General features: G+C 70.9%; 17 protein-coding genes, 2 tRNA genes and 2 pseudogenes. 14 read left to right on the top strand and 7 right to left on the bottom strand.

Features of this window, described 5'->3' with window-relative positions:
- Positions 1 to 396 precede the first annotated feature (396 nt).
- The 4 genes from MXD59_RS02640 to MXD59_RS02625 all read left to right on the top strand — a co-directional run bounded on the left by MXD59_RS02640 (position 397) and on the right by MXD59_RS02625 (position 3,196).
- Positions 397 to 702 (top strand): hypothetical protein, encoded by a 306-nt coding sequence (locus MXD59_RS02640; protein ID WP_248823304.1) that lies wholly within the window; start codon positions 397 to 399, stop codon positions 700 to 702.
- Positions 703 to 1,005: 303 nt separating this feature from the next.
- Complete coding sequence (locus tag MXD59_RS02635) at positions 1,006 to 1,800, top strand: MerR family transcriptional regulator (RefSeq protein ID WP_248823303.1); 795 nt, start codon at positions 1,006 to 1,008, stop codon at positions 1,798 to 1,800.
- Positions 1,797 to 2,108, top strand: coding sequence for a hypothetical protein (locus tag MXD59_RS02630; protein WP_248823302.1), 312 nt, complete (start codon positions 1,797 to 1,799; stop codon positions 2,106 to 2,108). Before MXD59_RS02635 ends, MXD59_RS02630 begins: the two co-directional genes overlap by 4 nt.
- 128 nt (positions 2,109 to 2,236) lie before the next feature.
- Positions 2,237 to 3,196 carry an arsenic resistance protein gene (locus MXD59_RS02625; protein WP_248823301.1) on the top strand — a complete coding sequence of 320 codons (960 nt, stop codon included), beginning with the start codon at positions 2,237 to 2,239 and terminating at the stop codon, positions 3,194 to 3,196.
- A gap of 401 nt (positions 3,197 to 3,597) precedes the next feature.
- Here MXD59_RS02625 and MXD59_RS02620 read toward each other — a convergent pair whose 3' ends face one another.
- Entirely contained in the window at positions 3,598 to 4,548 is a 951-nt protein-coding gene (locus MXD59_RS02620) for a TnsA-like heteromeric transposase endonuclease subunit (RefSeq protein ID WP_308301640.1), read from the bottom strand.
- Positions 4,549 to 4,638: 90 nt separating this feature from the next.
- Between MXD59_RS02620 and MXD59_RS27695 the strand changes: the two genes are divergently transcribed.
- Entirely contained in the window at positions 4,639 to 5,274 is a 636-nt protein-coding gene (locus tag MXD59_RS27695; RefSeq protein ID WP_308301639.1) for a hypothetical protein, read from the top strand.
- Between the two features lie 247 nt (positions 5,275 to 5,521).
- Positions 5,522 to 5,857, top strand: a pseudogene (locus tag MXD59_RS02610) (helix-turn-helix domain-containing protein); the annotation flags it as partial.
- A 151-nt stretch (positions 5,858 to 6,008) separates the two neighbouring features.
- Here MXD59_RS02610 and MXD59_RS02605 read toward each other — a convergent pair.
- Positions 6,009 to 6,392, bottom strand: a complete 384-nt coding sequence (locus MXD59_RS02605; RefSeq protein WP_225438434.1) for an ATP-binding protein — start codon at positions 6,390 to 6,392, stop codon at positions 6,009 to 6,011.
- 374 nt (positions 6,393 to 6,766) lie between these two features.
- Between MXD59_RS02605 and MXD59_RS02600 the strand changes: the two genes are divergently transcribed.
- Positions 6,767 to 7,198 (top strand): Hsp20/alpha crystallin family protein, encoded by a 432-nt coding sequence (locus tag MXD59_RS02600; RefSeq protein ID WP_248823300.1) that lies wholly within the window; start codon positions 6,767 to 6,769, stop codon positions 7,196 to 7,198.
- 576 nt (positions 7,199 to 7,774) lie between these two features.
- On the opposite strand, the gene MXD59_RS02595 is transcribed toward MXD59_RS02600, so the two are convergent.
- Positions 7,775 to 7,921: a hypothetical protein gene (locus tag MXD59_RS02595; protein WP_225438433.1), complete on the bottom strand. Its 147-nt coding sequence runs from the start codon at positions 7,919 to 7,921 to the stop codon at positions 7,775 to 7,777.
- A 204-nt stretch (positions 7,922 to 8,125) separates the two neighbouring features.
- Here MXD59_RS02595 and MXD59_RS27210 point away from each other — a divergent pair.
- Positions 8,126 to 8,347 (top strand): annotated as a pseudogene (locus MXD59_RS27210) (recombinase family protein); the annotation flags it as partial.
- Between the two features lie 396 nt (positions 8,348 to 8,743).
- Here the strand turns inward: MXD59_RS27210 and MXD59_RS02585 are convergent.
- From MXD59_RS02585 to MXD59_RS02575, 3 genes are all read right to left on the bottom strand, one after another.
- Complete coding sequence (locus tag MXD59_RS02585; protein WP_248823298.1) at positions 8,744 to 8,953, bottom strand: hypothetical protein; 210 nt, start codon at positions 8,951 to 8,953, stop codon at positions 8,744 to 8,746.
- 23 nt (positions 8,954 to 8,976) lie between these two features.
- A tRNA-Arg gene (locus MXD59_RS02580) sits at positions 8,977 to 9,049 on the bottom strand.
- Positions 9,050 to 9,256: 207 nt separating this feature from the next.
- Positions 9,257 to 9,481, bottom strand: a complete 225-nt coding sequence (locus MXD59_RS02575; RefSeq protein WP_011602139.1) for a DUF3039 domain-containing protein — start codon at positions 9,479 to 9,481, stop codon at positions 9,257 to 9,259.
- Between the two features lie 145 nt (positions 9,482 to 9,626).
- Here MXD59_RS02575 and MXD59_RS02570 point away from each other — a divergent pair, with 145 nt between their 5' ends.
- Positions 9,627 to 10,316: a metal-dependent transcriptional regulator gene (locus tag MXD59_RS02570; RefSeq protein ID WP_248823297.1), complete on the top strand. Its 690-nt coding sequence runs from the start codon at positions 9,627 to 9,629 to the stop codon at positions 10,314 to 10,316.
- Positions 10,317 to 10,394: 78 nt separating this feature from the next.
- Here MXD59_RS02570 and MXD59_RS02565 read toward each other — a convergent pair whose 3' ends face one another.
- Entirely contained in the window at positions 10,395 to 11,591 is a 1,197-nt protein-coding gene (locus MXD59_RS02565) for a C40 family peptidase (RefSeq protein WP_248823296.1), read from the bottom strand.
- 534 nt (positions 11,592 to 12,125) lie between these two features.
- On the opposite strand from MXD59_RS02565, the gene MXD59_RS02560 reads away from it, so the two are divergent.
- From MXD59_RS02560 to MXD59_RS02540, 5 genes are all read left to right on the top strand, one after another.
- Entirely contained in the window at positions 12,126 to 13,379 is a 1,254-nt protein-coding gene (locus tag MXD59_RS02560; RefSeq protein ID WP_248823295.1) for an ammonium transporter, read from the top strand.
- Positions 13,376 to 13,717, top strand: a complete 342-nt coding sequence (locus MXD59_RS02555; protein WP_163548172.1) for a P-II family nitrogen regulator — start codon at positions 13,376 to 13,378, stop codon at positions 13,715 to 13,717. The genes MXD59_RS02560 and MXD59_RS02555 overlap by 4 nt, the downstream gene beginning before the upstream one ends.
- Before the next feature lie 185 nt (positions 13,718 to 13,902).
- Positions 13,903 to 16,302, top strand: a complete 2,400-nt coding sequence (locus MXD59_RS02550; protein WP_248823294.1) for a [protein-PII] uridylyltransferase — start codon at positions 13,903 to 13,905, stop codon at positions 16,300 to 16,302.
- Positions 16,303 to 16,378: 76 nt separating this feature from the next.
- Positions 16,379 to 16,469: transfer RNA gene (locus tag MXD59_RS02545), tRNA-Ser, on the top strand.
- Positions 16,470 to 17,122: 653 nt separating this feature from the next.
- Positions 17,123 to 21,805, top strand: coding sequence for an FtsK/SpoIIIE domain-containing protein (locus tag MXD59_RS02540; protein WP_248823293.1), 4,683 nt, complete (start codon positions 17,123 to 17,125; stop codon positions 21,803 to 21,805).
- Positions 21,806 to 21,811: the final 6 nt, after the last annotated feature.

The following is a 21,811-nucleotide window of genomic DNA, read 5'->3' as shown; positions in this document are numbered from 1 at the left end:
CCTCCCCGGCCGCGGTGAGTCCGGCCGGACCCGAACCCGCCCCCATAAGGTTCACCCATCCGCCCACGGCAAGACCCACCGACACCGCGTCCCACCCCCCCGCCCCCCCCCCCCCCCCCCCCCCGGCGCCAAGACCCGGGCCACAGCAGGCATGACGCCCGGCTGGCATGGGCAACCCTGCTGGTCAGCGGCCTGCTCCTGGCCGGCTGCTCCCCGAGCACCCACAGCCCGCCCGCCCCATCCACCACCACAAGACCGACGACAGCAGCCGTCGCTTCCACTCCGGTCCCGTCCTGGAAGTTCCACCCCACCGCAGACCCGATCAACGACGCCTACCTCCAGTTCTGGGCCGCATTCAGCGACGCCCAGGCCCGCGGCGAACCGGACCACCCGCCGATGATCCGCCACGCCAACGGACAGGCACTCGACTGGGCCCAGGCAGTGATCCGCGGCTACGCCGCCCGCGGATGGGTACGCACAATCGAAAAAGGCTATGCCCCGCATCCGCAGGTCACCCGGAGATCCAGCGACGCCGCACAGGTAGTCGACCCACAGGACTGGACGCTGTGGCCCCTGAAAGACCGCCACACCGGCCAGATCCTGCCCAACATCGAGACACGGCAATGCATCACCGCCGGCCTCACCCCACACGACAGCACCTGGCAGGTCACAACACTCGTCTTCACCCACGACAGGTGCTGAAGCCAGGTAGTCGTCACCCCAAGGGCTCCCCGACTGGCCAACAAGACCATCCACGGCAGTTCAGGCTGGCCATCTCGATCCGTTCCCTACAGTGATGATTTGCCGCGGAATTGTCTTGCTGATAGGCGGGTCCAGCCGGCGAGACCGTTGTGCTGCTGCGTTTGGCCGATGGGCAGGTGGCGCCGACCAGGTCCGTGCCGTCCGACAGCTAGACGGCCGCCGATGTTCATCCCTCGGCAACGTTCGGGGAAGGCTCTCTGCGACTTGACCTTCAAGTCGGGTCGAAGGTTTACCGTCCAGGCCATGGGCACCTATCGCATCTCGCAGCTGGCGGAACGCTCCGGTGTCCCGGCCAGCACGCTGCGGTTCTACGAGACCGCCGGGCTGCTGCCCGCCGAACGCACCCCGGCGGGGTACCGCGTCTACGACGACGAAGCGGTCCAACGGCTGGCGTTCATCTCCTCCGCGAAGCTCCTCGGCCTGGCACTGGACGAGATCGGTGCTCTGCTGACGGTGTGGGAACGGGGAGTGTGCGCGGCGGTCCGGGAACGGATGCTGCCGCTCGTCGCCACCCGGATCGCTGACGCCGACCGGCGGGCCGCGGAACTGTCGTCGTTTTCGGCGCGCCTGGCCGCGTTCCACACCGAGCTGGGCGAACCGGCACCGGCGGGTGGCTGCGGCCCGGACTGCGGCTGCCTGACCACCGCCACCACGGCGAAGCCGGGTCCGGTGCCGGTGCCGGTGCCGGTGCCGCTCACCTCGGGGCGACCCGACCTCCCCGCCGACGATCAGCCATGGCAGACCGTACCGGTGGCCTGCACCCTCAGCGGCGGCGAACAGACCGAACGGGCCGCCCAATGGCACCAGCTGCTCCAGGAAGCAGACAGCCGGGAGGAGATCACCGATGGGCTGCGCCTGACGTTCCCGCCCGGCCCCGACCTCGCCGCGCGGATCGCCGCACTCGCCGCGACCGAACAGGACTGCTGCGCCTTCCTCGCCTTCACCCTCCACCTCACCCCCGCCGCCCTGGCCCTCACCGTCCGCGCCCCTGAAACCGCCACCGCCCTGCTGGCCGACCTGTTCGGAGCATCCGCATGAACCCCGCCGCGTCCGCGACCCGTCGCTCGCGCCCGTGGTCGACGATCGGGACCGCCGCGGCGGCGGTCGCCGCCTGCGCGGTGTGCTGCGCCGGCCCGCTGCTCGCCGTGCTCGGCGCCGTCGGTGCCACGGCGACCATCGCCGCCGTGTGGATTCCCGCCCTGGCCTTCGTGGCGCTCGCCGCGCTGCTCGGCGCTGTCATGGTCCGCCGCCGCCGCGCCGCCTGCCAGGCAGGCACCGGACCGGTCGACCTGGACCCGCCCACCCTCCGCCACCACCGAGACCCGGCGACGCCCACATCACGCTGACCGCCGACCATCGCACCTTCGAGCGGTGCAACACCGCTGACCTGCGAAGATGACCGGGACAAACCCGGGCAGGCGACCATCAAGGGAGTCCGACGCTGACGCAGGGATCGTCTGGCCTGGTCGCCTGGATGGACGAGCATCAGGTCGGTGTCTACCTCGCCGCCATGGCCGTCGGAGCCGTCCTCGGCCTGACGGCACCCGGCCTCGGACCGGGCCTGGAACACGCGATCAGCCCGCTGCTGGCAGCGCTGCTCTACGTGACGTTCCTCCAGGTCCCCGCCGTCGAACTGGTCCGTTCCCTGCGCGACGGCCGGTTCCTCACCGCCGCGCTCGTCGTGAACTTCGCCGTCGTCCCGCTCGTGGTCGCCGTCATGTTCCCGTTCCTCCCCGACGATCAGGCCATCCGACTCGGGGTACTGCTGGTCCTTCTCTGCCCCTGCATCGACTGGGTGATCGTGTTCACCGGCCTTGCCGGGGGCAGCAGTCGGCGTCTGCTCGCCGCGACCCCACTGCTCCTCGTCGCGCAGATGCTGGCCCTACCCATCCTGCTGGTGGTCTTCCTCGGCTCGGACCTGGCCGACATCGTCGACGCCGGACCCTTCCTCCGGGCGTTCCTCACCCTGATCGTCATCCCGCTGGCCCTGGCCTGGGCCACCCAGGGCTGGGCCGCCCGCCGACCCGCCGGGCAGACCGCGTCGGAGACGGTCAGCACGGCGATGGTCCCGCTGATGGCCGCCGTCCTCATCGCCGTCGTCGCCTCCCAGATCCCGAAACTCGACGGCAGACTCGCCGACGTCGCCGCCGTCGTCCCGTTCTACCTGGCGTTCCTCATCATCATGGCGTTCGCCGGGACCGCAGCGACCCACCTGTTCCGCCTCGACGCCCCCGCCGGACGGGCGGTGCTGTTCACCGGCGCCACCCGCAACTCCCTCGTCGTTCTCCCGCTCGCACTCGCTCTGCCTGACCGGTTCGCCGCCGCCCCCGTCGTCGTGGTCACCCAGACCCTCATCGAAGTCCTTGGCATGATCGCCTACGTCCGCCTCGTGCCACGGCTACTGCCCCCACCCCGCCCCACCACCGCCACCTGATCTCCGAGGGTTGCCCCGAGATCGGTGACAGACCGTGTGGATCGAAACCAGCGGCAACTGCTCACCTACACCCGACCGACCGGCCAGGATTCTGCTCATCCAGCCCTGAACCCCCAGGAAGAACTGCCCATATTCCAGCGACCCCTGCTCCAGGTCACATCAGGGAGATCGGAGATGCAACGACCCGGCTCATCGATAATCGACAGCGAGGCCAAGGTCGACGGGCTCGACGCCGAGCACGCACTCAAGATCCACGCCGATTATCGAAGACGAGAAGGCAAGCACCAGAAAAAGGTGAGGAAACCAGCAGGAGACATGCGGGCCGGGATGGGGGGCCAGACGCCCCGCCGCTGGTGTTTTTTCGTGCCAAGCAGGCGAGTCCGGGCAGCGCCCGGAGGGGACTATGGGTCGCTGGCCTGCGGTTTTGCGCGGGCGATCCCCCTCCGGTTAATGCCGACTGCAGGGATAACGGACAGATGGCCACTCGCCGTGATGGTTGGCCAGTAGATGGCTGTCAGTCGGGGTAGTTGGCCAGTCTGCGCGGGAGGCGTCGGGCGATGCCGGTCCGGAGCGATTCCGCCGTCGTCGGGCGCCGCGGAAGGTCGGCGGTTCTCCGATTGAAGGGCTCGCGGGGCGCCACCCCCGAGTAATCGTCGTTTTGATCTGTAGGAACTCGCTGATTGTGTTGTGCTCTGGCGCTGCGGGTGTGGTCCGAGGCGTGCCCTGTGAGGCGTTGCGACGGTTCCGGCGTCCTGGCGGCTTACCTTGCGGACATTGATGGTGATTCGGCTGCGCAGAAGCGAGTTTCGGGACCGGAACGCCGCGGCGACGGCATCCGTCAACGCGCCGGGCAGCAGACCCGGCCTGTGATAGCCAGCCAGAAACCGCAGGTTCGCGAGATAGACCGCCTTGGCGCCATTCCAGATCTCACACGCCCAACCATGCGACCGCGCCACGACGCCCGGCCACTGCAGCGCCTCGACGACCAGCGGGTCCTCCAGCCGAGACGCCGGCTTCACGTTCACCAGCCGCGCCGACCCGTCCCCATGCACCAGCAGGAAGTCCGGCACGTGCCGGCGGGCCCGGTCACCGACCGCCGCCCGCAGCAGGAACGGCTGCGCCGCGATCCCGACCACCTCCGTGTCGAAGTCCGCGACCAGCAGCCGCGCCAGCTCCAGCCGGCTCTCGCAGACGACATGGCCGCCAGTCGTCGCCGACCAGTACCGACCCGGAAAATGCGACTGCCCTCGGACGCTCCGGACCGTCCGCCACGGCACGGCCGCCATCACCTGCGCTGCCGTAACGTTCCGTATCGGGCGCTCGACCTCGCCCTCCGCCGTGCGTAACGACACGGCCGACTCAGCCGGGTTCTCCCCGTCCGCGTCGGCCGAGCCGCAGTGCTGCGGACCTGGCGGGCTTGAACGTAGGCCGGGCGCGAGGCGCTGGCCGAGCGGGTCGGGCACGTTCAGGAGGTCCGCACGGGGGTTCCGGCGGGGCTGCGCGGAGCTGGCGTTGCCAGCCTGTACGGCTTCGCCGCCCCCTTCCAGCGCGACGCCCCCTTCGGGCGCATCCTGGCTGCCTACGGCGGGATCTTCGTCGCCGGTTCGCTGCTGTGGAGCGCGGTGGCCGACGGCTGCCGACAGCTTCGCCATCATCGGCGCGCTGATCTGCCTGACCGGCAGGTCCCTGATCATGTTCGCGCCGCGCGGTCACTGACCGACCCACTCGATTCGCGGCGTCCGGGTCGCACCGGGTCCGCAGGTTCCCACTCGATCAATACCGTCCGCGGCTCGCGACCCGATCCGTGCCGCCCGCGCGCGTCACAGCAGACCGGATCATCACAGGATCAGCGCCGGTTCCAAGGCTCGCTACCAGCGCCACCGGAGGGTAGCTGTCTGCTGGGAGCCCAAAAATCTGTCCCCGCCGTACTAGACATCCGGCGCCACCCTGGGTACAGTTCCTCTCGTAGCCAAGAGAGTCCATGGTCGCGGCAGACAGGAACTGCCGCGAGCAGGACGGCGGCCAGGGCAGGCCGCCGAGCATCACCGCAACACGTTCGGCAGAACCTAGAGAGGTGAACGACGAGGAGAGGGGAGCAGGCACCATCAGGATCGCCCGGGCGATGGACACTCTCGCTCGGACGCCGCGCAGGCCCCGGATTGGAAGGTGGTCCCCGGTCACGCATATGCGATCCCCGCACCCCCGCCCTCTCGGGTGGGCAGGCGGGTTCCAGTACCCGGTGCGCCTTGGCCGGTAGATGGTGGTGAACCCTCGGGGCCCGGTGCCATATGGCACCGGGCCCCTCGACGTGTCCTGAGAGGCGCGATGACCCCTGAAAGCGCTGGCAGACCAGTCGACAGCTTCGACGACGACGACTACCCCGCCTACACCATGGGCCGCGCGGCCGAGATGCTCGGCACCACGCCGGCCTTCCTGCGGACCCTCGGGGAAGCCCGCCTGATCACACCGCTTCGCTCCGAAGGCGGCCACCGCCGTTACTCCCGCTACCAGCTGCGTCTCGCCGCCCGCGTCCGGGAACTCGTCGACCAAGGCACCCCCATCGACGCTGCCTGCCGCATCGTCATCCTCGAAGATCAACTCGCCGAAGCCCAGCAACTCAACCAGCAAATACGCGACAGCCAGCCGTCGCCCGCCGAAACCCCCGACGCGCAGACCAACAGCAGGCGGACCAGCCGGGATGTGGCCCGCCCTTCGGGTAGCGGTGGTGGACGCGACGTCACAGGCCAGCCGCAGTAGACCCGTGGCGAACACAGCCACCGGACGGCCCCGTCCACGTGGCTGCCCCGCAGGGTTAGTCGAGTTCGACCCAGACGCGCTTGCCGTCGCCGTGCGTCTCGACTCCCCACCGGGCCGTGAGCACATCGACGATGTGCATCCCACGGCCCCGCTCATCGGAGTCGACGATCTCCCGAGCCATTGGCCGCACCGACGACCCGTCGGCGAGTTCCAGGCGCAGCACCTCACCGGTGACCCGAAGCTCCAGCCGCAGTTGCCCCTGTTCACCGGCGTGCTGCACGGCGTTGGTCACCAGCTCCGACACCACCACCGCGGCATCGTCGATCTGATGCTCATGGCCCCAGGCCAGCAACAACCCCCGCAGCACCTCCCGAGAAGCGCCCACGGAACGCGCGTCGAACGGGAGCTCCACACTGGCCGACCAGCCCCTGTCACGCACCGCGGCCACCCCTCACCCGTCGATCATGTCTCTCGCCGGCCGTCCTGCCCACCCAGGGACTCCACGAACCGTGCCTGCGGCCGGCCTCTTCGCGTAGCCCACCACCACGTCAAGCGGATCTTCGCCGCTCCTGCCAAGCTAGCCCCCGCCGGCGCGGCGCTGGCCCGCGGGGCAGGCAGCCTGCTGCACACCTCGGGTCGGGTCGACACCGGACGGTCTCACGGGGCGCCTCCTGGGATTCCGCCCGGACAGTCCACCGGGGTCTTGCCTCAGATGTTCTGCCAGTGCTATAAAAAATGTGGGTCAGCCATCACAGATAAGTGGTGACCTGACCCTCTTACGGACAAGATCGTGATCGTGGAGGTGGAGTTCCGATGTTGGTGCGCACCGACCCGTTCAGGGAGCTGGATCGGCTCAGCCAGCAGGTGCTCGGCACTCTGGGCACCGTGGCCCGGCCCAGCGGGATGCCGATCGACGCCTGGCGCGAGGGCGAGGAGTTCGTGGCGGAGTTCGATCTGCCCGGGGTGGACCCCGCCACTGTGGATCTGGACGTCGAACGCAATGTGCTGACCGTGCGGGCGCAACGTCCGGCGCTGAAGGGGAACGGCGAGGTTCTGGTCGCCGAGCGGCCCCGCGGGGTGTTCAGCCGCCAGTTGATCCTGGGCGACAACCTCGACACCGAGAAGATCACCGCCAGCTACCACGCCGGCGTGCTGACCCTGCGGATCCCGGTCGCGGAGAAGGCCAAGCCCCGCAAGATCGCTATCGACACCTCCAGCGACGACCGCCGGTCCATCCACGCCTGAGCCGCGGCTGGACCAATGACGAACCCGCAGGGGGCGGCGCCGGTCCGGCCGGTCGAGGCGCAGCTGGTCGACTTGATCTGCTCCGACCCCGACCTGCTGCACGCCGAGTTCGACGCGATCATCTCGGCCGGATGGCACAGCGACGTTCCAACGGGCGGGCCGGGGCAGCCACCCGCGCCGAGACCAGCGCCGCAAGGACCACCGCGGACCGCCTGCCGTTCACACCCTCACCGATCCGGACCGCCGATTACCCGACGACTCCAACGGAGAGCCGGGCAGCGGGCGCCGCCCAACAGTCCGAACCATGACACCGAATCACCGACACGCCGAAAGGAGACATAGCCACCACTCACGGCCCCAAGAAACGCCCTTCATCACGTCGCTTCGCGCGCAGGTCTGGCCCCGGCCGCCCTACCGGAGCCAGACCTGCCCCCGATCGGGCCAGGGGACGCGGCTCATGACCACCGACCAAGACCTCTACCGGGTACTCGGGTCGGGGTCGACCTCTTGGCCTCGGCCAGCCAGATCACGCACGCCTACCGTGCGCGCATCCCGGGCGATTACGCGACTCGGGAGCTATCCGGCTTCCACGAGGTAGGCGACGGCGAGCGCCGCAGCCAGGCCACCGAGCAGCAGACGCAGCGCGTTGTTGGGTAGGCGGCGCTGGAGGCGGGCGCGCAGATAGCCGCCGGCCGCACCGCGGACGCCGCAGGCAAGCCCCAAGGCCCAGTACGGCGCGATGTTCCCGGGAGTCGCACGCGCACGACCGCACCGACGATCACGCCGGGAAGGGAGCCTGCGACGAGACGACGGGTCAGCGGGCCGCCCAGTTGCTTCTGCTGGCGGTACCGGCATGGGGCGGTCAACGGGCCGGAGAAGTGGGTGTGGTCATCCGAACCCGTCCACGAACCCCTGATCCCGAAGTGGATGTTCGACGAGTTCAACGCCAACCGGCAGACCCGACGCGGCTCCCGCGAGCACAACGAACTCAACCGCCACCCCGCGACCAAACGGACCTACGTGTTCCGAGGCATGATCCACTGTACGTGTGGGCGGCGGATGTTCGGGACCGTCCGCGAACCCAGCCCAGCTGTCTGGTACCTGTGCTGGCCCCGGGCGAATAACCGAGGCCGTGACGACAGGTTCGCCGGACACCCCAAGAGCGTCCGCATCCGCGAAGACATCCTCGAAGCCGCAGTCGTCGACTTCTACACCGAACGCGTCTTCGGACGCGACCGAGTCGCCCTCCTGACCGCCGAACTCGCGACCTACGACGACCGGGCCGCGAGGGATCGAGCAGCCGAACGAGACAGACTCCACAAGAAGATCGACGATCTCAAGCTCAGGCAGGACAACCTGCTCCGGCAAGCGCAGGTCGGCGACCCCGACGACCCGTTCACCCAAGGACTACGCAGCAGTTACAACGAGCTCGACACAGAGCGCAAGGCCGCCCTCGGGAAGATCAAAGACCTCGACGCGGCGGACGATACCGAACCCGACCGGCCAGGCCCGGACAGCCTCGCCCTCCTCGACGCCCTACCGGAGCTACACCTCAAGCTCCACCAAGCGCCGGAAGCGTTGCAACGACGCCTCTACGAGATCACCCAACTCACCGTCCACCTCGATCACGAACGACAGGAGGTACACATGATGATCAAGATTCCGGTGATGGACCTCGACAAGGTTGCCAATCTGGCAGAAGTGACCGCCGACACCGCCGCCACCGCCGGAGCGCGGCCGGCAGCCACCGAACATCCACGGCGCGTGGATGCTGTACGTGCCCCAGGTAGGAATCGGACCTACGGCCTACCGCTTAGGAGGCGGTCGCTCTATCCACTGAGCTACTGGGGCGGGCGGGACGGGCAGCGATCGCGCTGAGCCCGGCCGGTGCCGATCGTACGACTACGACCGGCCCAGACGCCGGCAGGCCCGACAACACGAGGCCAGGACCAGGGGCACGCCGTGCCGGCCATCCACCCGCCGGGCGTTGGTCCACGCGTCGCACCGCTGACCTCTCGGCGGCCGGAAGGTCAGCGGTGACCGGCGGCAGGCCGGCCGTCAGCCGAACTGCTGGGCCATCTCGACGAGCTCCTTGCACTTCGGACAGATGGGAAACCGGGAAGGGTCCCGCACCGGCTCGAACTTGTAGCCGCACAGCGCCGTGACCCGTCCGCCCTCGATGGAGGCGCGGACGATCTCCTCACGGCGGGCGTAGTGGGAGTGGTCGTCGCCCTCGTCCGTCCTGGTGTCGGACGTCTCGGGTGCGATCTGAGTCGTGCTCATGAGGCGATTCTAGTGCCGAGCCCCGTCGCGGCCGCCGGCCACCGGCGAGGTTTCGGGCCCACGGCCTACAGACACGGCACACGCGGGACACCTGGCCCTTGCGTGCTCCGGACGCGGCGTACTCTGGAGAGGACGAAGGAGAGCGGTGACTGGACTCATCGACAGTACCGAGATGTACCTCCGTACCTTGTACGAGCTGAGGGAAGAGGGCATCCCCCCGCTACGCGCGCGCCTTGTGGAGCGACTGCACGTCAGCGCGCCTGCCGCCAGCGAGTCGACCGCTCGCATGGCCAACGAGGGCCTGGTGTCCCTCGCCGACGATCGTACGGTTCAGTTCACCGAGAAGGGGTTGCAGCGAGCGACCGCGGTCATGCGCAAGCACCGCCTGGCCGAGCTCCTGCTCACCAAGGTCATCGGGCTCGACTGGGCGCTGGTGCACAACGAGGCCTGCCGCTGGGAGCATGTCATCTCCGACGAGGTCGAGGCGCGGCTCACCGTGCTGCTGGGTGACCCGAAGCGCTGCCCGTTCGGTAACGAGATCCCGCCCTCGCTCCGCCCCGAGGCGGTGGTTCCGGGGATCGCTCCGGTCAGCCTGCTGACCACGGCCGACCGGGCACCCGCCGACGGCGGCCCGCCGGTCACGGTGAGCTGGATCTCCGAGCGGCTGCAGACCGACGAGTCCGCCATGCGTCGGCTGCAGGACGCGGCCATCGTGCCGGGGGCCCAGGTGCTGCCGGGCTCTCGCGGCGACCTCGTGCGCATCGTGAACCCCAATGGTCAGGCCGACGCGGAGATCAGCCGCAGCACCGCCGCACTGGTCTACGTCGACCGCTGAACCCGAGGGCCTGTCGGCCACTGGCTCCGCGAGGAGCGCAGGTCCGACAGGCCCAGCTCCGGGCCGCCCGCCACCAGGTCAGGCGCCCGGACGCACGCCTCCCTGGAAACTCGGCCAGATCGGCTCCACCCGGACGACAGCGCCGGTGTGTGGAGCGTCGATCATCTGGTCGCCCCCCACGTAGATCCCCACGTGGTCCAGCTCCTCGTTGAAGAAGACCAGGTCACCTGGTATCAGCTCGGCTCGGCCGACGCGCTTTCCCTCGTTCCACTGCGAACCGGTGTAGTGGCTCAGCGACACTCCGGCCTTGCGCCACACCCACTGGGAGAGCCCGGAGCAGTCGAAGGTTCCGGGACCATCCGCGCCCCACACATAGGGCTTGCCGAGCTGCGCGTAGGCCTCCTGGACAGCGACCGCGGCGCCGCCGCTGCCCAACGGCGCCTGCGGGGGTGCGGCGGTGATCGGCGTGGCGGCGAAGCTCCGGCCAGCGGTCGCCGCGATTCCCACGGCCTGCTGATAACGGCTCTGCGCTTCCTGCGCCTGTCGGGCGAGGGCGGCCGCGGCGGCCGCTGCCGCCGCCTGGCGGGCTCGACGGGCCGCCTCGGCTCTGGCCAGGGCCTGCCGCTTGAGCTCGGCGTAGCGGGCCTGGAGCCGGTCCAACAGCTGACGTTGGGAATCGGCTGAGGCCTCGAGCGACTGCTTGCGCCGGCCGAGATCCGCGACGATCTCCTTCTTGTCCGCGAGGGCCGCGTCCGCGTCGTGGCGGGCCCCGGTGAGGTCGCGGCGCGCCAGGCGCAGGGACGTGTCGGCCAGACGCTGGCGGGTGGCCAGCGCGTTGACCGCACCGACCCGGTCGAGGGCATGTTGCAGATCCCCGGTGAACAGCAGGGACAGCTCGCTGAAGCCGCCGGCCCGACCTGCGGAGACGGCCAGACCCCGGTGCCGGTCCGAGGCCGCCCGCACCGCCTGGTCGGCGCGGACCACGCGGGCCGCCGCGGCCGCCGCGGCCTGCTCCGCGGCCGCGAGCCTGATCCGCTCGGCGTTGAACTGTTCGGCGGCCTGGGCCGCCTGCTGGGCCTGGGCGTCCAGCTCGGCGCTTGCCTCGTCGATCTCGGCCTGGACTCCGGCCAGGTCGGTCGAGGAACTCTCGGCCGGGTTCGCCCATGCCACGCCAGCCGAGCCCACCAGCGTGGTCGGGCCGGCCAGTAGGAGGCCGGTGAGCCCCAGCGCCACCGGCCAGGCCCCGCGAGCCGCATTGCTCTTAGCACGGTCCATCTGGGCATATGCCCCCGTCGGTGGTGGTGTGAGCATTCTTGGAACAGCCGTTTTTACTGGCCCTGCTATCGGCCGCACCACTTTGGTGGGGTCCGGGTCAACCGGGGGTGGAACCGGCGGTGGGACGTCGGGCCGTCCACCTCGGAAGGCGCGTGCGCGCCGGGTGGCGGCGTGAGAATGGCGGGCCTTGGGAAACGGTTCGCCAGCGGTATGCCAGCCCTCCGTAGGGACGCTGCTCACACCGCGGGACCGTAACTGTGAGCAGTTGTACAGTCACGGAAGAGCGCGAATCCGGGCGGAGAGTCTCCGCACCCCCACCGTAAGGCGACCAAAACGGGCCACTAGGCGCCCAATTTAGCGAATTCACACGTCAGAAACAGCGGAGACACAGGTACGGAACAGATCCTGCCGAATCTTCGGCCCGAGGATCCGGGACAAGCGCAGCGTGGCGGGGGACCGGGTGAGCGCAGTCCGCGCAACGCGCGGGGGGACGACAGGAGAGACATGGAATTGAATTCGGGCGATACCGCGTGGATGCTCATAAGTTCCGCGATCGTGCTGTTCATGACGCCCGGGCTGGCATTTTTCTACGGCGGCATGGTCCGCGCGAAGAACGTCCTCGGCATGATCATGCAGAACTTCTTCGTCATCGGCATCATCACCCTCGTCTGGTCGCTTGTGGGCTTCAGCCTGGCGTTCGGCGAAGGTAACGGGTTCTGGGGCGGCTTCCACTTCTCGGCACTGCAGAACCTCAGCAGCGGGGACGGCGCCTACCCGTACGTGGTGTTCGTCGCCTTCCAGATGATGTTCGCGATCATCACTCCCGCGCTCATCACCGGCTCCATCGCCGACCGGATGAAGTTCAGCGCGTTCGCGGTGTTCGTGACCCTGTGGTCACTGCTGGTCTACTCGCCCATCGCGCACTGGGTGTGGGCGACGAACGGCTGGCTGTACAAGCGCGGCGCGATGGACTTCGCCGGCGGCACGGTCGTCCACGCCAACGCCGGTATCGCGGCCATCGTGCTGGCCGTGGTGCTGGGCCGGCGGACCGGCTGGCCCAAGGGTGACTTCCGCCCGCACAACGTGCCCTTCGTCCTGCTCGGCACCGGCATCCTGTGGGTCGGCTGGTTCGGGTTCAACGCGGGTTCGGCGCTGGCGGCGAACAAGCTCGCCGGTTTCGCCCTGCTCAACACGCAGATCGCGACCGGTGTGGCCATCCTCGGCTGGCTCGCCGTGGAGCGGCTGCGTGACGGCAAGGCCACCACGCTCGGCGCGGCTTCCGGCGCGGTCGCCGGTCTGGTCGCCATCACGCCGGCCTGTGGTTTCGTCTCGCCGATGGGCTCGATCGCGGTCGGCGGTCTCGCCGGCGTCATCTGCGCCCTGGCCACCTCGATCAAGGGCAAGGTCGGCATCGACGACTCGCTCGACGTCGGCGCCGTCCACCTGGTCGGCGGTGTGCTCGGTGCGCTGCTGACCGGTCTGTTCGCCACGGTGGACACCAACTCGGCGGGCAAGGACGGCCTGTTCTACGGCGGCCCGTGGAGCGTCCTCGGTGAGCAGGCGCTCGCCGTCGGCGCGACGCTCGGTTACTCCGCCGCGGTCACGCTGATCATCGCGCTGGCGATCAAGTACACGATCGGCCTGCGGTTGAGCGACGATGACCAGGTCACCGGCATGGACGAGGCCCTGCACGGGGAGACGGCCTACCGTTACTCCTCCATCGGGGGCGGCGGCTCGCTGACCTCCTCCGTGACGCCGGTCAAGGTGCCCGAGGAGGCCCAGGCATGACCAAGCTCGTCACCGCCATCATCAAGCCGTTCAAGGTCGACGACGTCAAGGCCGCCCTGGAGAAGCTGGGCGTGCACGGCCTGACGATCTCCGAGGTCCAGGGCTACGGTCGACAGAAGGGCCACACCGAGGTCTACCGCGGTGCGGAGTACAAGGTCGACTTCGTACCGAAGATCAAGGTCGAGGTCGTGGTGGCGGACGAGTCCGCCGACGAGCTGGTCGCGGCGATCACCGCGGCCGCCCAGACCGGCAAGATCGGTGACGGCAAGGTATGGGTCGTCCCGGTCGACTCGGTCGTGCGGGTCCGCACCGGGGAGCGCGGAAGCGACGCCCTGTAGTCCGCGCGACGGCACCACAAGCAGCGCAAGGCGCCACTCGCACCACTCGCACCACCGCACAGCACCGGCACGAACAGCACATGTGGCGGCACCGCGTGAGATCTGACGCGGTGCCGCGCCATATGTCCGGCGAGTCCGGAACCTCCCGTCGGCCGAACGCACCGCGGGTGCGGAGGAGGACAGCCATGCCGGATCAGGATCGTCTGGAGATCCTGCGCGGTCGCCACGACCCGCTGCCCGAACAACGCGGCGCCGAGCTGCGCGGCCTGCTCACCGAGCTGGCCGACGATGTGCTCCGTGAGCTGTTGGGCGATCCCGGGCCCGGCATCGCCCTGCTGGCCGTCGGCGGCTACGGACGCTGCCAGCCGGCCTTCGGCAGCGATCTTGACCTGGTGCTTCTGCACGACGGCAGCCGGTCGGATGTCAGCGCCGTCGCCGACGCCGTCTGGTACCCGCTGTGGGATGCCGGCATCGGCCTCGACCACAGCGTGCGCACCGTCGACGAGGCGATCGCGGTGGCCGACGACGACCTGAAGGCCGCCCTGGGGCTGCTCGACGTCCGCCGGATAGCCGGGGACGACGAGCTGGTCCGCACGCTGGCCCGCCGGGCCCGCGACCGGTGGCGCATCCGAGCCCCCAAGCGGCTGCCGGAGTTGGCCGCCGCCGTGGCCGAGCGAGCCGACCAGCTCGGCGAGGTCGCGTTCCTGCTCGAACCCGACGTCAAGGAGTCCCGCGGCGGTCTGCGTGACCTCGCCGCCCTGCACGCCCTCGCCGCCGCCTGGGTCGCCGAGGTCCCCTCCCCCCGGGTGCTGGCCGCCGCCGAGGTACTGCTCGACGTCCGCGGTGAGATCCGCCGGATCAACGCCGGCCGCGCGCAGGACCGACTGCTGCTGCAGGACGGCACCGCGGTCGCCACCGCACTGGACTATCCGGACTCGATGGCGCTGGCGCACGCGGTCGCCGACGCCGGGCGGACCATCTCCTGGGCCTGGGACGCCACCTGGTACCGCACCGCGGCCGGCCTGCGCAGCACGTCCCGCTGGCGCAGCCGCCGGCCGGTCCGCCGCCCCCTCGACGAGGGTGTGGTCGAGCAGGACGGCGAGATCCAGCTCGCCCTGGACATCGATCCGACGAAGGACCCGGCGCTGGTCCTGCGCGTGGCGGCCGCCGCCGCCCGCACCGGAGTCCCAATGGGGCGCTTCGCCGTGGACCGGCTGGCCCGCGAGGCGCCGTCCATGCCGGACCCCTGGCCCCCGGCCGCGCGCGACTCGCTGGTCGCGCTGCTGGCCACCGGGCCGGCCGCGATCGGCGTCCTGGAGACCCTGGACCAGGTCGGCCTGCTGGTGCGTCTGCTGCCCGAGTGGGCCGCGGTACGCAGCCGTCCGCAGCGCAATCCCTACCATCGCTTCACCGTCGACCGGCATCTGATCGAGACGGCCGCGCGCGCCGCCGCCTTCACCCGGGACGTGGACCGACCCGACCTGTTGCTGCTCGGCGCGTTGCTGCACGACATCGGCAAGGGCTATCCCGGCGATCACACCGACGCGGGCATCGAGCAGGTCCGCCAGATCGGGCCGCGGCTGGGCCTGCCCCCCGCGGACGTCGACGTCCTCATCGCCATGATCCGCCACCATCTGCTGCTCGGCGAGTCCGCCACCCGACGCGACATCGACGATCTCGCGACGATCCAGGCTGTGGCCGGCGCGGCGGGCAGCGAACGCATCCTCACCCTGCTGCACCTGCTGACCGAGGCGGACTCCCGGGCCACCGGGCCCACCGCCTGGAACGCCTGGAAGGCGCGGCTGATCGGGGATCTGGTGGCCCGAGCCCGGGCACTGCTCGGTGGACAGAGCGTCCCCTGCCCACCCCGGCTCGACGAACGCCAGCGTGCGCTGCTCGCGCTGACACCCGAGCACGTCATCCAGGTCAACCCCCTGCCTGACGAGGGGATGTTCGAGATCGTGGTGGTCACCGACGACCAGGTCGGCCTGCTGGCCGTCACCGCCGGTGTGCTGGCACTCAACCGGCTTGACATCCGCCGGGCCTCGGCGCGCAGCGCGGACGGTCGCGCCCTGCTGCAGGCCGCGGTCGCCACCCAGCACGGACATCTGCCCGAGCGGGACAAGCTGCTCGCCGACCTGCGGGCCGCCCTGGGCGGAACCCTGGACATCGCCCGCCGGCTGGCCGACCGGGAACGTGACTACGCCGGCGTGCGGCAGTGGACGACCCCCGGGCCGCCGCAGGTGAGCTTCGACGATCTGGACACCGCCACGGTCGCGGAGGTGCGCGCCCCGGATCAGGCCGGAGTGCTGTTCCGCATCGTGCGGGCGCTGTCCGAGCTGCGACTCGACGTCGGCACCGCCATCGTCGCCACCCTCGGCCTGGACGTCGTCGACGCCTTCTACCTGCGGGAGGCCGACGGCGGCCCGGTCACCGACCCGGCCCGCCAGGCCGAGATCGCCCGAGCGGTGCTGCGCGCGCTCGGCGCCGAGGTGGCCGCCGACGACGCCGATCTCGCCGACATCGCCGACACCGCCGACACCGCGGGCGCCGCGGGCGCCGCGGGCGCCGCGCCGGGGTTGTGATCCAGGCCGCGCCCGCCGACCGGTACCCACCCTGCCAGCACCGCCGTGCGGGACGCTATGATGAGCGAGCACGTTGGGAGGCTTCGCCTAGTCCGGTCTATGGCGCCGCACTGCTAATGCGGTTGGGGGCTTCAACCCCCTCCCGGGTTCAAATCCCGGAGCCTCCGCCCTTCGTCTCGCGGGCCAGGTCCGTCGTGGCCCGGCCCGCGATCGACCTGATCGCCATCCAGGGCATCTGAGGCTCCCGCCACCGCCGCCCGATCGGCTTCTCACCGGACCGCGCACTGCGCCCCGCGTGTCATTCACGGCCATGAGAAACAGACACCGGCCTTTCTCCCGAGGAATTCGCGCTCGATTCTCCTCCTGCGGGACACGGATTTTTCCGTCGCGTCAAACACTCCTTCGGACGACTATTCGACTGCCGCCTGGAACTGCGCGGTGCGGCCGTCTTCAAGCGTACTCGAATGCACCGGCATCTTCGCCGGCGGCAACCGGGACGGACCGCCGTGCGGCTCGGGCACCGGCCGCGCGCCCGTGGTCCCTCCCTCGCCCTCCCTCACCCTCCCTCGCCCTCCCTCGCCCGACCGTCGCTCTGACAGACCAGTTGACGTGCACGGCCGCGGGCGGCGCCGGGCACCTTCGCTCCGACCCGGCCGCTGTCGGGCATGCCGAAACCGTCCGGACCAAGCGGCCCGCTCCAGCGAGTGATGCGCTTCTTCGACCGCGTTCAGCCGCATTCTTACGACCATTTCTTCGAGTTCATACACAGGGCGTCGCAGGGGCTGGCCAGGCCGGCTTTTCTGGTCGTACTGTCCGGCACATGCAGATCGCGTTCACCGCTGTCGACGCCCACCAGGGGCGTCCGGTCGATATTCTGCTGCGCGCCGATGCTCGCACTCCGCTACGCGAACTGGCCCACGCTCTCAGCACCGTGCTGCGCCTCGCACCGGCCGGGGCGGTCGCCTGTCCACGTCTGACCCTCACCGGTCATCCCTGGCCACTCGATCCGGCGCAGCGCCTTGGCGCGTCGCCGTTGCGGGATGGCGCCGTACTCGTGCTGGGAGCGCCGGCTCCCCACCGGGCCCCGGGAACGGGTCTGGTCGATCTCGAGGTGAGCGCCGGTATCGGCGCCGGTGTCATCCATCCGCTGGCGATCGGCGAACATCGCCTCGGCAGCACACCACTCGGCCTGCTCAGGCTGAACGATCCGGGAGCGCGGCCGCTCGCCGTCGTACGGGTCACCCCCGATGGCGGTTGCCGGGTACGTCCACATCGCCGCCAGGTTCGCGTCACCTACCCCAGCCGCGGCGAGCCGCAAGGCTCGGTCCTCGCCACGATCGAGTCCTCCGCCTGCACCCTGCGCCTGGTCCGACCCCAGGCCCAGGCGCAGGCTCTGGCACCCCGCGCGCGGGCCGACGGCACCGGGTCGACGGGCGTGCATCGGGCGCCACGCATCCGTCCGCGGCAGGAGGTCCGCAGTTTTCGGCTACCCGCCGCGCCCACCCGACCGCGACCAGCACCGATCCCCGTCATCGCCGCCGTGCTGCCGATGCTGGCGGCTGCCGCGGTGGCGTTGGTGCTGGACTCGCCCACGCTGCTGATGTTCGCCGCGCTCGGACCGGTCAGCATGGTGGCATCCGTCCTGAGCTCCCGTCGTCGGGACAGCCGCACCTACCGCCGGGAGCAGCAGGCCCACCGGCGCGGCACGGCCGAGATCAACCGGGCGGCGCGGGCGGCGCTGCGTGCGGAGCAGGAACGGCGACACGCCGACCATCCCGGCCCAGCGGAGCTGTTCACCACCGCCTGGCACCAGGACGAACGGCTGTGGCAGCGCCGCCGCGACGACCCGGACTATCTCCACCTTCGGCTGGGCGTCGCCACGCAGCCCAGCCTGGTGGAGATCGCCGGTGCCGCCGCGGGCGAACCCGCGGTACGGCTGCGCGCACCTCTGCCCGCGCTGCTCGAGATGGCGTCGCTGGGAGTCGCCGGTCTGGCCGGAGCGGATCCGGCGACCCGCGCGCTCGGTTCGTGGCTGGTCGCGCAGGCAGCGGTCCTGCACAGCCCGGCGGACCTGGCCATCTGGGTGCTGGTCGCGGAGCCCGCCGGCGCGCCGGCCTGGTCGTGGATTCGCTGGCTGCCGCACTGCCACCGGGCTGATGCCACCGCCGCGGCCGGCAACGGTGCCAGCGTCGGCGCGGCAACGCTGCGGTTCGCCGTGGGACCTGAGGCCTGCGCCTCCTCGGTGCGTGAGCTGCGTTCGCTCGCCGAGGGGCGCGGCGACCTCCCGGCGGGCCAGACCCGCCCGGGCCCGGAGGTCCTGGTCATCCTGGACGGCGCCCGGGCGCTGCACACGGTGCCTGGGCTGCGTGCGCTGCTGCACGCGGGGCCGGCGGCGGGCGTTGTCCTGGTGTGTCTCGAACGGGAGAGCCGTCATCTGCCCGCGCAGTGCCGAGCCGTCGTCGAGGCGACCGAAGATCGCCTGGTCCTTCGGCTGGATCAGGGCCCGACGACCGCCGACGTGCGGTCCGACCTGGTCGGGCCGGTCGGTGTGCCGGCAGGGTCGGGCGAGCTTTCCGGCACGATCCGTTGGTGCGAGTCCACCGCACGGGCCCTCGCGCCGCTGCGTGACACCGACGCCGACGAGGGCGCTCTGCCAACCCGGGTGCACCTGGTGAACCTGGACGGCCTCGCCCAGATGTCGGTGGCGGCAATCCAGCGTCGCTGGGCCCGCGGCCGGTCCGAGCCGACCGCGCCGGGTCAGATCAGACCGGGTCAGATCGGGCTGGGTCGGATCGGGCTGGGTCGGATCGGGTCCGTCCCCATCGGCGTCGCCGGTGGGGAGACCTTCAGGCTGAGTCTGCCCGAGGACGGCCCGCACGGCCTCATCGCCGGGACCACCGGTGCGGGCAAGTCGGAACTGCTACAGACGATCATCATCGCGCACGCGGTGACCTACCGGCCCGACGAGCTGGTGTTCGTACTGGTCGACTACAAGGGCGGCTCCGCGTTCGCCGAGTGCGCGACCCTGCCCCACACCGTGGGCCTGGTCACCGATCTTGATCCACATCTGGTCCGCCGTGCGTTGACGTCGCTGGCGGCCGAACTGCGCCGGCGCGAGACGTTGCTGGCCGAGTACGCGGCCAAGGACCTCGACGCCCTGGCCCGCCAGCCCGGCCGGCTGGCCGCCGGCGTGGTTCCACCCCGTCTGGTGCTCGTCGTCGACGAGTTCGCGACGCTGGCCCGTGAACTGCCCGACTTCGTGGCCGGTCTGGTCAACCTGGCACAGCGCGGCCGGTCGCTGGGTCTGCATCTGCTGCTGGCCACGCAACGACCGAGTGGCGTGGTCTCACCCGAGATCCGGGCCAACACCAACCTGCGGATCGCCCTGCGGGTCACGGACGCGCACGAGAGCGACGATGTGGTGGGCCGGCCCGATGCGGCCCTGATCGACCGGGCCACACCGGGCCGGGCGGTGATCCGGACCGGTCCTGGGCGGGTGCACCTCGTGCAGACCGCCTGGGTCGGCGACATCGCCGGGCGGTCCGACGCCGCCGGGCGAGGACCGGGAGTCGGCCTGCCCGCACCCGAGATCGTCGAGCTGCCCTGGCCCTGGCGCGGTCACGGCGATGCCCGCCCCGGTGAGCGCACCCGCCCGGATTCGGCCGGTGCCTCCGGAGCGAGCGGTGCCATCGGAGCGAGCGCTCCCGCCCGATCCGATGATCCGGCGAACGGCCCCACCGATCTGACGGTCCTGGCCCGAGCCGTGCGCCTGGCCGCCGAGGGCCTGCGGATTCCCGCGCCGCGCAGCCCCTGGCTCGCACCGCTCCCGCAACGGCTCACCCTCCCCCTGCCAGCCGCCCAGTCGCAGTCGCAGTCGCAGTCGCGCCACGGTGTCCGGCCCGGCCCGGAGGCCAAGGCTGAGGCGGCGGCTCTCCCGGCGGTGCACGTCGGGCTGGCCGACCACTGCGCCCGACAACTGCAACTGCCGTTCACGACCGATGTCGAGAACGGTGGTCACCTGCTGGTCGTGGGCGCGCCTCGATCGGGTCGTTCGACGGTGCTGCGCGCCATCGCCGGTTCGGTCGGCGCCACGTTGTCCCCGCGCGACGTCCACCTGTACGGCCTTGATTTCGGGGGTGCCGCGCTGCGCGGTCTGGCGGATCTGCCGCACACCGGTGCCGTGGTCGACCGCGGCGACCTCGACCGGGTCAGCCGGCTCCTGCGGCGGCTGACGGACCTCGTCGACGGGCGACGCCGCCAGTTCGCCGCAGAGGGCGCCGCGGACCTGCGCGAGGCACGCCTGCTGGGCGAGGCCCACACCGCACCCCCGTACCTGGTCGTGCTCGTCGACGGGCTGGAGGGCTTTCTGAGCGACTTCGAGGATCTCGACGGCGGCGACACCGTCGATCTTCTGCTGCACCTGCTGCGGGAAGGGCCGGCGGCCGGCGTCACGGTGGTTCTCACCGCGGACCGTAGAGGTCTGACCGGACGGTTCGCCGCTCTCGTGCCCGAACGGCTCGTGCTGCGCATGACGGACCCCGCGGACGCCGCTCTCGCCGGCATCCCGGTGGCGGATCTTCCCCAGGACCAGCCGCCGGGCCGGGGTGTCGTGGTGGGCGGCCGGTTTCCCGATCCGGTCGAGGTGCAGGTGGGCCTGCTCGATCCGGATCCGGCCGGGCGTGCGCAGGTGGCTGCGCTGCACGCGATCGCTCGCCGCGGGCACCGCACCGACAGCGGCTCCGCCTGGCCCGCACCCCTGCGCGTCGAGGCGCTGCCGGAACGGATCACCCGGGTCCAGCTGGTCTCGCCGGCGCCCGGCCGGCCGGAGCCGCTGGCCGCGGTACCGCTCGGGGTCGGCGGTGACGACCTCGATGTCATCACCGTCGATCTTGCTGGTAACCCCGGGTTCGTCATCGGCGGCCCACCGCGGTCCGGGCGCAGTTCGGTCCTGATGACCTTCGCGCTGGTCCTGCTGGCCCGCGCGGTGGCGATGGTGGTGGTGGCGCCGCGGCCCTCGCCGCTGCGTGACCTGCGCGGCCAGCCGGGAGTGACCGTCCTCGCCGACGCCGAACTGCGGGATCCGAGCGGGCCGCAGCGCACGTGCGGGCCACCGTGGGCGCTCGGGCAGCCGGCTGGTCGCCCGGTGGCGGTGCTGGTGGACGACGCCGAACTGGTAGCGGAGCCGGTGGCCGGCGCCCTCGCGGAGCACTGGCGGCACGGCCGGGGCAGCACCGGGCCGTTCCTGCTGGCCGGGCTGACCGAGGATCTGCTGCTCCAGTACCGGGGGTTCGCGGTCGACCTTCGCCGAGAAGGGCACGGGCTGCTGCTGGCGCCGCGGCGAACCACCGACGGTGATCTGCTCGGCGTCCGGTTGCCGCGGGCCCGGTCCGGTCCCAGCCCGCCCGGCCGCGGGCTGCTCGTCCAGCACGGCCGGCTGCTACCCGTCCAGATCGCCGGCCCCGACGACTCGTCTCCCCCTGGTGGGCATCCGCCCCCGACCTGAAGGGAA

This window comes from Frankia umida (assembly GCF_023242945.1).
GTDB classification, from domain to species: domain Bacteria; phylum Actinomycetota; class Actinomycetes; order Frankiales; family Frankiaceae; genus Frankia; species Frankia umida.
This window is presented reverse-complemented; position numbering and strand designations above follow the sequence as displayed.

Bases quoted from the DNA above. Each gene is read 5' to 3' on its own strand.
- MXD59_RS02640 (WP_248823304.1), top strand. From the start codon at position 397: ATGATCCGCCACGCCAACGGACAGGCACTCGACTGGGCCCAGGCAGTG.
- MXD59_RS02635 (WP_248823303.1), top strand. From the start codon at position 1,006: ATGGGCACCTATCGCATCTCGCAGCTGGCGGAACGCTCCGGTGTCCCG.
- MXD59_RS02630 (WP_248823302.1), top strand. From the start codon at position 1,797: ATGAACCCCGCCGCGTCCGCGACCCGTCGCTCGCGCCCGTGGTCGACG.
- MXD59_RS02625 (WP_248823301.1), top strand. From the start codon at position 2,237: ATGGACGAGCATCAGGTCGGTGTCTACCTCGCCGCCATGGCCGTCGGA.
- MXD59_RS02600 (WP_248823300.1), top strand. From the start codon at position 6,767: ATGTTGGTGCGCACCGACCCGTTCAGGGAGCTGGATCGGCTCAGCCAG.
- MXD59_RS02585 (WP_248823298.1), bottom strand. From the start codon at position 8,953: ATGTTCGGTGGCTGCCGGCCGCGCTCCGGCGGTGGCGGCGGTGTCGGC.
- MXD59_RS02575 (WP_011602139.1), bottom strand. From the start codon at position 9,481: ATGAGCACGACTCAGATCGCACCCGAGACGTCCGACACCAGGACGGAC.
- MXD59_RS02565 (WP_248823296.1), bottom strand. From the start codon at position 11,591: ATGGACCGTGCTAAGAGCAATGCGGCTCGCGGGGCCTGGCCGGTGGCG.
- MXD59_RS02560 (WP_248823295.1), top strand. From the start codon at position 12,126: ATGCTCATAAGTTCCGCGATCGTGCTGTTCATGACGCCCGGGCTGGCA.
- MXD59_RS02555 (WP_163548172.1), top strand. From the start codon at position 13,376: ATGACCAAGCTCGTCACCGCCATCATCAAGCCGTTCAAGGTCGACGAC.
- MXD59_RS02550 (WP_248823294.1), top strand. From the start codon at position 13,903: ATGCCGGATCAGGATCGTCTGGAGATCCTGCGCGGTCGCCACGACCCG.
- MXD59_RS02540 (WP_248823293.1), top strand. From the start codon at position 17,123: ATGCAGATCGCGTTCACCGCTGTCGACGCCCACCAGGGGCGTCCGGTC.